The sequence below is a fragment of the Advenella sp. genome (assembly GCF_052108595.1).
Classification (GTDB): domain Bacteria; phylum Pseudomonadota; class Gammaproteobacteria; order Burkholderiales; family Burkholderiaceae_B; genus Advenella.
On sequence record NZ_JBQEAU010000053.1, the window covers coordinates 19,951 to 27,823 of the forward strand.

9 protein-coding genes are annotated in these 7,873 nt (G+C 56.4%); 1 reads left to right on the forward strand and 8 read right to left on the reverse strand.

Annotation, left to right across the window (positions count from 1 at the left end; all coding sequences use genetic code 11):
- Window positions 1-443: 443 nt before the first annotated feature.
- The 7 genes from ACTIKR_RS11090 to ACTIKR_RS11120 all read right to left on the reverse strand — a co-directional run bounded on the left by ACTIKR_RS11090 (window position 444) and on the right by ACTIKR_RS11120 (window position 6,784).
- Window positions 444-2,012: a GMC family oxidoreductase gene (locus ACTIKR_RS11090; RefSeq protein ID WP_442327864.1), complete on the reverse strand. Its 1,569-nt coding sequence runs from the start codon at window positions 2,010-2,012 to the stop codon at window positions 444-446.
- 52 nt (window positions 2,013-2,064) lie between these two features.
- Window positions 2,065-2,646 (reverse strand): gluconate 2-dehydrogenase subunit 3 family protein, encoded by a 582-nt coding sequence (locus tag ACTIKR_RS11095; RefSeq protein ID WP_442327865.1) that lies wholly within the window; start codon window positions 2,644-2,646, stop codon window positions 2,065-2,067.
- 346 nt (window positions 2,647-2,992) lie between these two features.
- A complete protein-coding gene (locus ACTIKR_RS11100; protein ID WP_193087849.1) occupies window positions 2,993-3,340 on the reverse strand; it encodes a ribbon-helix-helix domain-containing protein in 348 nt (115 codons plus the stop codon).
- Window positions 3,341-3,565: 225 nt separating this feature from the next.
- Window positions 3,566-3,961, reverse strand: coding sequence for a VOC family protein (locus ACTIKR_RS11105; RefSeq protein ID WP_442327866.1), 396 nt, complete (start codon window positions 3,959-3,961; stop codon window positions 3,566-3,568).
- Window positions 3,962-4,310: 349 nt separating this feature from the next.
- Window positions 4,311-5,099: a MetQ/NlpA family ABC transporter substrate-binding protein gene (locus ACTIKR_RS11110; protein WP_442327867.1), complete on the reverse strand. Its 789-nt coding sequence runs from the start codon at window positions 5,097-5,099 to the stop codon at window positions 4,311-4,313.
- Window positions 5,100-5,117: 18 nt separating this feature from the next.
- Complete coding sequence (locus tag ACTIKR_RS11115) at window positions 5,118-5,777, reverse strand: methionine ABC transporter permease (RefSeq protein WP_193087852.1); 660 nt, start codon at window positions 5,775-5,777, stop codon at window positions 5,118-5,120.
- Complete coding sequence (locus ACTIKR_RS11120) at window positions 5,774-6,784, reverse strand: methionine ABC transporter ATP-binding protein (RefSeq protein ID WP_193087853.1); 1,011 nt, start codon at window positions 6,782-6,784, stop codon at window positions 5,774-5,776. The genes ACTIKR_RS11115 and ACTIKR_RS11120 overlap by 4 nt, the downstream gene beginning before the upstream one ends.
- Here ACTIKR_RS11120 and ACTIKR_RS11125 point away from each other — a divergent pair.
- Window positions 6,761-7,033: a hypothetical protein gene (locus ACTIKR_RS11125; protein WP_193087854.1), complete on the forward strand. Its 273-nt coding sequence runs from the start codon at window positions 6,761-6,763 to the stop codon at window positions 7,031-7,033. The two genes, ACTIKR_RS11120 and ACTIKR_RS11125, sit on opposite strands and share 24 nt — an antisense overlap.
- A gap of 375 nt (window positions 7,034-7,408) precedes the next feature.
- Here ACTIKR_RS11125 and rpsJ read toward each other — a convergent pair whose 3' ends face one another.
- Window positions 7,409-7,720: a 30S ribosomal protein S10 gene (gene rpsJ / locus ACTIKR_RS11130; protein ID WP_014752595.1), complete on the reverse strand. Its 312-nt coding sequence runs from the start codon at window positions 7,718-7,720 to the stop codon at window positions 7,409-7,411.
- Between the last annotated feature and the right edge of the window lie 153 nt (window positions 7,721-7,873).

Genomic DNA, 7,873 nt, shown 5'->3' on the forward strand with positions numbered 1-7,873 from the left:
ACTCCGGCTGCGACCACGGGCAATAACGCCTGGCGGCGACAGCAGGCGCACGGCGCCTGTTCACGTGTGAATCATGAACCACAGACAGAACGGACAAACACATAACGACAGAACCCCGAAAAGCTGCCCGGCAATCAGGGCATGTCATGCATTCTAGCGCAAACGCACAACAGTCGCACTCGGCCGAAGGCCTATGCTATAGCCCGGATGCCCGCAGCGCAGGTGCAACGCCGGGCTCGCCGGGCGCCCGTTGAATCTGCTGGTGCGTTCCCTTGCAAGACCAGACAGGACCGGCTGCAATTTCTGTCCGCCAACGGGGCTGACGCGCTTGCTGACACACGCAGACCCTCCCTCTGCCCTGTCGCAACGCCTGACCCGGGGTCTGCACTCCCCCCTGCCCGTGCTGCCCCTACTACTGTTGGTCCTTGCTTCTGCTTCCCTTGCTACAGTTGCCGGCGCTGCATCTGATCGGCGATGTATTCAGCCTGGCGAATGGCCAGCGAGACAATCGTCAATGTAGGGTTCTCTGTTGCGCCGGAGGTAAACTGGCTGCCGTCGGAAATAAACAGATTGGCAATGTCGTGCGTTTGTCCGTGTTTATTGCAAACGCCCTCTTCTGGCCGAGCACTCATCCGACAGGTGCCCAGATTGTGCGTCGAGGGGTATGGCGGCGTGCGAAACGCCTTGCGTGCGCCTGCCGCTTCATACATGGCAATCGCCTGGCCGAACGCATGCTCGCGCATCGCGTGATCGTTGGGGTGATCATCGAAATGCACATTCGGCACCGGCAGACCGTGCTGGTCTTTCTGGTCATGATTCAGGGTAATGCGATTGGTTTCACGCGGCATGTCTTCGCCCACGATCCACAACCCCGCCGTTCGCGTATAGGCATCCATGTACGACGCAAAGTCGCTGCCCCAGCCGCCGGGGTTAAGAAACGCGGCATAAAACGGCAGGCCAAGCGCGATGGTTTCCAGTTCATACCCGCCGACAAAACCACGCTTGTCATTATGGCCGGCCTCATCCTGTACGATGCCGGCCATGGTGGTACCGCGGTAAAAGTGAACCGGCTCGTCAAATACCGCATAGACCGACCCGGTCGTGTGGCGCAGGTAATTGCGCCCGACCTGGCCGGAACTGTTGGCCAGCCCGTCCGGAAATTTTGACGATGCCGACAGCAGCAACAGGCGTGGCGTTTCAATGGAATTGCCGGCTACACAGACGATGCGGGCAGACTGCCGTTGCTCGTTGCCGTCCTTGTCAAAATACACCACGCCAGTGACCTTGCCTTGTGCATCGTGCTCAATGCGCGCCACATGACACTGGCTGCGCAGTTCCAGTTTGCCGGTTTTTTCTGCCTTGGGGATTTCGGTATACAACGTTGACCACTTGGCGCCCATCTTGCAGCCCTGGAAACAGAACCCCTGCTGGACACAGGCGCCGCGACCGTCACGGGCCCGGCTGTTGATGGCCATGTGCCCGGTACTGATCTTTTTATAGCCAAGACGCGTCGCGCCGTTGTACATGATCTTGAAGTTATTGTTGCCGGGCAGGCCGGGAATGCCGTTAGTGCGCGTGACGCCCATCTTGTCTTCGGCACGCGCATAATAGGGCTCCATATCCTTGAGCGTGATGGGCCAATCGAGCAAGTTGGCATCCTTGAGTTGCCCATAATGGGTCCGCGCCTTGAACTCATGCTCCTGGAACCGCAGGGAGGCGCCCGCCCAGTGCGTGGTGGTGCCGCCCACCGTCTTGCAGATCCAGGCCGGCAGATTGGGAAAATCCTTGGCAATGCGCCAGCTGCCGGATGTGGTCCGCTTGTCCAGCCAGGCCAGCTGGCTGAATGACTTCCATTCATCCTGAACAAACGATGCGGTGCTTTGCCGAGCGCCGGCTTCCAGCAACACGACGCTGATTCCCTTTTGACATAATTCGTTGGCCAGCGTGCCGCCGCCTGCGCCCGAGCCGATAATGACAACAACGCTGTCGTCCTTGTGATCAAAACTTGCCATAATGCTTATCTCCTTAATCCTGCCTGTCTCTGTTTGTACGCGCCGGTGCGATTTATGATTTCATGGAAGGACTGGCGCTCGGGGGCGGGTCGGGCAACCACTTCAGATCGTCAAAGCCACGCGCAAGATAGCCGCCTTTGCTCCAGACTTCGCCCTCGTAGCCAAAGTGGCGGTAAGCCATATCATTGTCGTAAATGGATGTGATGCATTGGCCACGTACGGTTTGAAAGAACGGATCGGCTTCCATATGCTGCAGCAGCGCCGTTTGTTTATCCAGCGCTAGACTTGAGAAGGCGCCTGCCGCCTGCTTGTTGAGTTTTGCCACGCCCTCGGCCACCAGTGTGGCCTGCGCGCCATCGCCCATTTGTGCGTCCATGTCCTTGACCAGCAATGCGTAGACCGCATCGGGCAGATCCTTGTGCGGATACAGCGCCTTTGCCATTGCCAGCAGCGTCTCGGCCTGTACCTGGTTCAGGTGCGTGGTCTCCAGCGCCCAGGCGCGCGACGGCGCAAAGGCGGCCAGCGTGGAGCCGGCTGCCAGCACTCCGGTCAGCACGGCAGCGCCGCGCAGAAATTCGCGCCGGGTCAGTGCGCCATTGGGACTTGTCTTTCTTAATATGATCGGTGTATCCATCATTCCTCCGGGTAGGCAGTCGCATTCTTCCGAAGCGCAACCGAAGGCAGATGCCAAGGCTCGCTTCGCTTAGTTATGCGAACATTATGTGCTTTACCGAAGGACCCGGGTAACACCCATTTACTACATACGTAGAGGAAAACCCCAATGCTCGTTATGATTTTCAGGATACAAATAAGCAATCAGGGAGGTCAGGACAAGGCCATGGCAAGACAGCAGGATCTGGATAGATACTGCAACGCCTAATCAGGCAATAACGGGCTTCAGAACGATACCGATGACGGACTTGATCGTTTGGCGACAGCGGGCCACTGATGCGATCAGCGTCGCAGTTTGGAAAAAGCGATCAACTAACCAGAGCAATTTTCTCGGCGTGGGCCATCTTCAGCGGAGTACAGGTCTGTACTGCTGCCTGCTCTGAGCCTGTCGTAGCGTAGCGCACAGCCTGGTAGCGCATACAGGTAACGCGCAGAAAAGAGGTAAAGTTCGTGGCTTCGCCGCGATAGGCATAGACTTCGTCGTAAAGCGTGGCAATGAGTTGATTGGTGGTCGTGCCATCGCGGCGCGCCAGTTCTGCCAGCACTTCCCAGAACATATTTTCCAGCTTGATGCTGGTTACCACTTTGGCGATACGTACCGAGCGACTGCGGCACTCGTACATGATGGGATCAGTGTGAGAATAAATGCTGCACATATTGTCTCCTGCTGCAGACTGCCGATAGGCAAGACCAGTACAGAACCCGGTCTCGTCTGCGTTACCGGGCAGAAAATGACATCCGCGCGGAGCGCATCGGCGCTGCAATTGTTATGGACCTGACCACGGTCACCCGTGCAATTGGATATTACCACTTTAGTAGAATCGTGAGCAGGGCAAAACGCGACTACCTGCCCGAGCATCGACACTGCCCCAGCCAATGCGCTACTGATAGTGCCCGTGCCTTTGCAGGACTTCGATTTTATAGCCGTCCGGGTCCAATATAAAAAAGAACCGGGCCAGCAAGGTGTCGCCATCATGGAAACGCTTGATCTCCAGGGGCGACAGGCCTGCCTGCACAAGACGTGCATGCTCGGCCTCCAGGTCGTCTACACAGACGGCCACATGGCCATACCCATCGCCATGCGAGTACGGCTGCTGGCGACCTTTGTTCCAGGTCAGTTCGATCTCCATATCGTTTTCTGCGTTTCGCAGGTACGACAGGGTAAAGTCCGGGAAATCCAGCTCATGCGCCGGCTCCAGGCCGAAAGCGGTTTTGTAGAATGCCTTGGATGCTGCCAGATCAAGACAGCGCAACATGACGTGTATGACTTTGGCCAAATCGTGGTCCCCCTGTAACCTTATATATAAACCGATGCGCAAGCTGCGGCGTTGATGCCGCAATTGTCGCAGTCCTTTGATTATGCAGGAGAGTAACCAGGCGGGGGTAATAGCGGATTACTACAGCGCTCTGACGGCGCGCAAACTCGCATACCTTGACAGACGCGCCAGAGCCGCCTATAGACGGATACCCGGCGTTGCGGGTATCCGTCGAGGCTAAGGAGACCGAAGCTAAAGAGACCCGAAGCTGCAGACATCCGAGGCAAACACCGGCAGCAGGCATTGAGGCCACAAGCGCCGGACCTGCCGCCGCTGCAGCCGTGGTCCTCAGGCGCGCAAAGCGCCGTTATCAGAACGCAGGTACGATCGCGCCCTTGTATTTGTCTTCGATGAATTTTTTCACGTCATCCGTCTGCAGCGCCTTGATCAGCTTTTCGATAGCAGGAGACTTGGCTTTGTCTTCCGTGGTGGCCACCAGATTGGCGTAAGGCGAGTCGGCCCCTTCAATGAACAGGGCGTCTTTGGTCGGATTCAGGCCCGCTTCCAGCGCATAGTTGGTGTTGATCAGCGCCAGATCCACGTCATCGAGCACGCGCGGCAATGTGGCGGCTTCCAGTTCCTTGAACTCCAGGTTCTTGGGGTTTTCTGTCACATCCCTTGCGGTAGCCAGCAGATTGGCGGGGTCTTTCAGTTTGATCAAGCCCTGTTTTTGCAGCAGCAGCAAAGAGCGCGCGCCATTGGATGGATCGTTAGGAATAGCGACGATGGCGCCGTCCTTGATCTCGGAAACATTTTTGATTTTCTTGGAGTAAGCGCCGAACGGTTCAACATGGACCAGGCCAACTGAAACCAGTTTGGTGCCCTTTTCCTTGTTGAAGGTGTCCAGATAAGGCTTGTGCTGGAAAAAATTGGCATCCAGCTGCTTGTCGGCCACTTGCTGGTTGGGCTGCACGTAGTCGGTAAAGACCTTGACGGTCAGGTCAACCCCTTGCTTGGCCATCGCAGGCTTGATGTGCTCAAGCAGCTCGGCGTGCGGCACCGGCGTGGCGGCCACACTCAGTGTCTCATTGGCAGCGGCTGACAGGCTGATCAGGGAACCGGCCACAAGCAGGCCACCCAGAATGTGTTTTAAGTTCATTTGCAATACTCCTTATTGCTATTTTCGGTTGAAATGTTGAACCAGATAATCTCCCAGGGTCTGCACCAGCTGCACCATGAGGATCAGAATAACCACAGTAATGATCATGACTTCGGTCTGATAGCGCTGATACCCGAAGCGGATAGCCAGATCGCCCAGGCCGCCACCGCCGATCACCCCGGACATGGCCGAATAGCTGATCAGCATGATCGTGGTAACTACCACGGCACTGATGATGCCGGTTGTGGCTTCGGGCAGCAGCGCCCACAGCACGGTCTGGCGCGAATTGGCGCCCATGGCCCGGCACGCTTCGGATATTCCCGGGTCCAGTTCACGCAGAACGTTCTCGACCAGGCGCGCAAAGAACGGCGCGGCGCCAACAACCAGTGGCGGTATCGCCCCGCCTACGCCAAGCGCACTGCCCATGATCAGGCGGGTAAACGGAATCAGCACAATCAACAGAATCAGAAACGGTACCGAACGCAAAATATTGACCACCAGCGACACCGACTGGTAAACAGGCTTGTTGGCCAGTAACTGGCGGTCACTGGTGAGAAACAGATAAACGCCTAGCGGCAGGCCGATCACCATGGTCCACAACAACGACCAGCCGGTCATCAGCAGGGTATCGATCGTGGCCTCTCCAATCAGGGGCCAGTCCAGCGTACTCCAATTCATGCTCTCAATACCTCGTAATTGACCTGATTATGCCGAAAAAAAGCCTCCAGCGGCTCATAGCGCGAAGGATCGGCATCAACGGCAAGCACCAGTTGCCCATAGGGCGTATCCTTGATTTTTCCGACGGCCCCCTGCAGAATGCTCAGATTCACGTCCAGATCGCGGCTGGCCTGGCTCAGCAGCGGACGCGCCGTACTGTGCCCGCGGTATGTCAGGCGCACAATGCGGCCCGGCACGCCTTCGATCAACTCTTTCCAGCCCTCGGCATCCACCCCGCTCTCCGAGAGCAGCGACAGCGTTGTTGCGTGTTGTGGATGCAAAAAGACCTCGACCACCTCGCCCGATTCGGCAATACGGCCATTGTCGATAATCGCCACGCGATCACAGACACTGCGGATCACATCCATGCTGTGGGTGATCAGCACCACGGTAATGCCAAAGCGCCGGTTGATATCGAGCACCAGGTTCAGGATCGACTGTGTCGTTTCCGGATCCAGCGCACTGGTGGCTTCGTCACACAGCAGCAGTTCCGGCTCATTGGCTAGCGCGCGCGCAATGCCGACCCGCTGTTGCTGCCCGCCCGACAGCTGTCTGGGATACTTGTAGGCATGGTCTTGCAGTCCGACTAGCTCCAGCAAAGCCAGCGCCCGCTCGGTCCTCGCCTTTCTGTCCATCCCTGCCAGGCGCAGGGGAAACGCCACATTTTGCAGTACGGTGCGGCTGGTGAGCAAATTGAAGTGCTGGAACACCATGCCGATCTTGTGGCGCAAGGTCCGCAGCGACGCTTCACTGATTTTGGTGATGTCCTGCCCATGCAGCAGAACACCGCCGCTAGTGGGACGTTCCAACAGATTGAGCATGCGTATGAGGGTGCTTTTGCCCGCACCGGAACGACCAATAATGCCGAAAATCTCGCCTTGGGCGATGTCCAGACTGACGCCAGCCAGCGCCTCGACCACTTTGTCGCGGGAAGCGTAGGATTTATGAATATTCTTGAGCTCAATCAACGTACATACTCTGAAAAGCGGTGTGGTTTAAACGAATTTTATATTACCTGGATAAATTTGTTTTTATTTAAATATTGCTTTTGGAAATATAGAATTGATGAAAAAGCAGGGCATCAACAAGGCAGTAAGGCACGACATCCGGATCCTTCACGCAGGTGGCTCATCGGTACGCTCGGCCTGTCGCCAGGCGGTTTGCCTGAAGCCACACCGACACTGCTGCGCCGGAACTGCCCGACTCTGGCCGCGTAAGCGTAATGCCGAGTTCATCATGCGGCTTGCTTAATGCGGCTTGTGTAATGCCGATTGCGGTTTACCTCTCGTGGACTGCTTATTGCAAAGTGCCGTTTGCAGAGACAGATTGCCTATTGCGCTATTCTGCCACAATCGCGCTGGCCGCAGGATTGTCTCAGGGTCGTTCGTTGTCGCCCATCTGCGGCGAGCCGCCAGTTGCGCGCAACGGAACCCGGTACACCTTTGTGCCCTTTGCTGGCCGTGCTGCACGGTTTGTGAGCCGTTCATCGTTGCCCTGAAAAGAAAATACCGTGCCTGGGCACGGTATTTTTTATGGCCAGCGAGCCATCGCCAGAGCGGCAGATCAGACCGGCCAATGAACAACCATATGTCTTATTGCAGTGCGATTTCTACATCAACACCAGCAGGCAAATCCAGGCGCATCAGCGCGTCAACGGTTTTATCTGTTGGATCAACAATGTCCATCAGACGTTGGTGCGTACGGATTTCGAACTGGTCACGTGATGTTTTATTCACGTGAGGTGAACGCAGTACGTCGTAGCGTTTGATGCGCGTTGGCAGTGGAACTGGGCCACGGACAACAGCACCGGTGCGCTTTGCTGTATCCACGATTTCAGCAGCTGACTGGTCGATAAGCTTGTAGTCAAATGCTTTAAGGCGAATACGGATTTTCTGGTTTTTCATGGGAATTCCTAAAGAACAATTATAAAGAACGAACTACCTGATCAGGGTAGCGACAAAGACGCCCGACAGCCCGAAGACTGCCGGATGCATCTGTAAATATTACTTCGTAATTTTGGCAACCACGCCGGCGCCGACGGTACGGCCACCTTCGCG

What these genes read in the sequence shown, in the direction of transcription:
- rpsJ (WP_014752595.1), bottom strand. Translation starts at nt 7,720, where the DNA reads ATGAAAAACCAGAAAATCCGTATTCGCCTTAAAGCATTTGACTACAAG.
- ACTIKR_RS11095 (WP_442327865.1), bottom strand. Translation starts at nt 2,646, where the DNA reads ATGGATACACCGATCATATTAAGAAAGACAAGTCCCAATGGCGCACTG.
- ACTIKR_RS11115 (WP_193087852.1), bottom strand. Translation starts at nt 5,777, where the DNA reads ATGAATTGGAGTACGCTGGACTGGCCCCTGATTGGAGAGGCCACGATC.
- ACTIKR_RS11110 (WP_442327867.1), bottom strand. Translation starts at nt 5,099, where the DNA reads ATGAACTTAAAACACATTCTGGGTGGCCTGCTTGTGGCCGGTTCCCTG.
- ACTIKR_RS11125 (WP_193087854.1), top strand. Translation starts at nt 6,761, where the DNA reads ATGAATATTCTTGAGCTCAATCAACGTACATACTCTGAAAAGCGGTGT.
- ACTIKR_RS11100 (WP_193087849.1), bottom strand. Translation starts at nt 3,340, where the DNA reads ATGTGCAGCATTTATTCTCACACTGATCCCATCATGTACGAGTGCCGC.
- ACTIKR_RS11090 (WP_442327864.1), bottom strand. Translation starts at nt 2,012, where the DNA reads ATGGCAAGTTTTGATCACAAGGACGACAGCGTTGTTGTCATTATCGGC.